Raw genomic sequence first — 2,103 nt, 5'->3', positions numbered from 1 at the left:
CCCCCCGCAGGCTCACCGCGACCGCCCTCCTCGTCCTCCTCGTCCTCCTCGCCCTCACCGCCCTGACGGGCTGCAAGGACGGCCAGGGCGTGCGCGACGAGGGTCCGGCCGCCGACCGGGCGGCCGCCGCCACCGCCGGGGAGAACCAGAAGGCCGCCCGGGACTGACCGGGCGGCCTCGCAGCAGATCTACCGCATCACACGTGCGCCGGGGCGAAGCCCTTCGGGTTGGCGCCGTACTTGTTCTCGCCCGGCTCACCGTCGAGGCAGGTGAAGACGAAGAGGGTGATGCCACCGACCAGCGGAACCAGACCGAACAGGACCCACCAGCCGCTGCGGCCGGTGTCGTGCAGGCGGCGCACGAGGACGGCGAGGCTGGGGAGCAGGACGGCGACGTAGAAGACGATCGGGATCCACGCCTGCTTGGCCACGACACCGATGACGGCCAGCACGATGTAGATGATCGCGACGAACAGGGTGTACATCCAGTATTCCTTGCGGCGCGCGCGGCCGCTGAACACGGCGTACTTCTTCAGCACATCGAGGAAGTAGTTCATGGTGGTGTCCCCCAGGGATCGACGTTCGGACCATTCCGAATGGATCAGGCCAGGCGCAGAAGATATGGAGGATGTCGAGAACTCGTCAATTCGACGGATGTAAGCGGTTCATCAAGTCGCACACCTGCCAGACTCCGACAAATCCACCACCCCTGAGGGCGGATTCCGGACAGACCGCCAGAAGATCACCGCGCCGCTCAGGGGCCGTTGTCGGACGTTGGCCGGAACGAGCCCCGCCCGTGTCCGGACCGAGCTCGAACCGTTGCCGCGACACGCCGCCCGGCGGCTTCGTCAGCCGAGCTTCTGCGCCACCTCGGTGGCCCAGTAGGTGAGGATGTTCCGCGCCCCGGCACGCTTGATACCGGTCAGCGTCTCCAGGATCGCCCGGTCCCGGTCGATCCAGCCCTTCTCGGCGGCGGCCTCGATCATCGAGTACTCACCGGAGATCTGGTAGGCGGCGACCGGCACGTCGACGGCGTCCGCGACCCGCGCGAGGATGTCGAGATAGGGGCCGGCCGGCTTGACCATCACCATGTCGGCGCCCTCCTCCAGGTCGAGGGCGAGCTCCCGCAGCGACTCGCGCGCGTTCGCGGGATCCTGCTGGTAGGTCTTGCGGTCCCCCTGCAACGAGGAAGCGACGGCCTCCCGGAACGGCCCGTAGAAGGCCGACGCGTACTTGGCCGTGTACGCGAGGATGGCGACGTCCTCCCGCCCGATCTGATCGAGGGCGTCCCGTACGACCCCGATCTGGCCGTCCATCATCCCGCTGGGCCCCACGACATGGGCGCCCGCGTCGGCCTGGACCTGGGCCATCTCGGCGTACCGCTCCAGGGTGGCGTCGTTGTCGACCCGTCCCTCGGCGTCCAGCACCCCGCAGTGCCCGTGGTCGGTGGTCTCGTCCAGGCACAGGTCGGACATCACGAGCAGCTCGTCGCCGACCTCGGCCCGCACGTCCCGGATGGCGACCTGCAGGATCCCGTCCGGATCGGTCCCCGGCGTGCCGACAGCGTCCTTCTTCGACTCCTCCGGCACCCCGAAGAGCATGATCCCGGAGACGCCGGCCGCCACGGCCTCCGCGGCCGCCTTCTTCAGACTGTCCCGCGTGTGCTGCACGACCCCGGGCATCGCCGAGATCGGCACGGGCTCGCTCGCCCCTTCCAGCACAAACGCCGGAAGGATGAAGTCGGCGGGGTGCAGGCGGGTCTCGGCGACCATGCGGCGCATGACGGGGTTGGTCCGCAGCCGACGGGGCCGGGTACCGGGAAAGGATCCGTACGTCGTCATATCCCTACGCTACGCCCGCCCCGAGCCCCCCTTTGCCGACGCGACGTCGGACGGACCGCTGCGCTGGGCCGGGGAGGCCCGCCGGGCGCCTGCGGGCACACGGTGGCTGGTCGCGCAGTTCCCCGCGCCCCTGATGCGTCATGGCGGACGAGGGCGGCGAACGGCCCGTCGTGGCCCGGGCGACTGCACCCCCTCAGGGGCGCGGGGAACTGCGCGACCAGCCCCCACCGACCCGCACCCGACAACGCCCCCCGCTCCACCCC

2 protein-coding genes are annotated in these 2,103 nt (G+C 70.2%); both read right to left on the bottom strand.

The genetic code is table 11. The features are described from left to right. Positions 1 to 196 precede the first annotated feature (196 nt). Entirely contained in the window at positions 197 to 556 is a 360-nt protein-coding gene (locus AOJ26_RS37755) for a DUF805 domain-containing protein (RefSeq protein WP_053852866.1), read from the bottom strand. A 291-nt stretch (positions 557 to 847) separates the two neighbouring features. Continuing rightward, the gene (hemB, locus tag AOJ26_RS37750) at positions 848 to 1,840 is read right to left on the bottom strand and encodes a porphobilinogen synthase (protein ID WP_053852865.1); all 993 of its coding nucleotides are present in this window, start codon (positions 1,838 to 1,840) and stop codon (positions 848 to 850) included. Between the last annotated feature and the right edge of the window lie 263 nt (positions 1,841 to 2,103).

This window comes from Streptomyces sp. NRRL B-24085, from assembly GCF_001282115.1.
Lineage (GTDB): Bacteria > Actinomycetota > Actinomycetes > Streptomycetales > Streptomycetaceae > Streptomyces.
The sequence above is the reverse complement of the archived record's forward strand: the minus strand, read 5'-3'. Positions and strand labels throughout refer to the sequence as shown.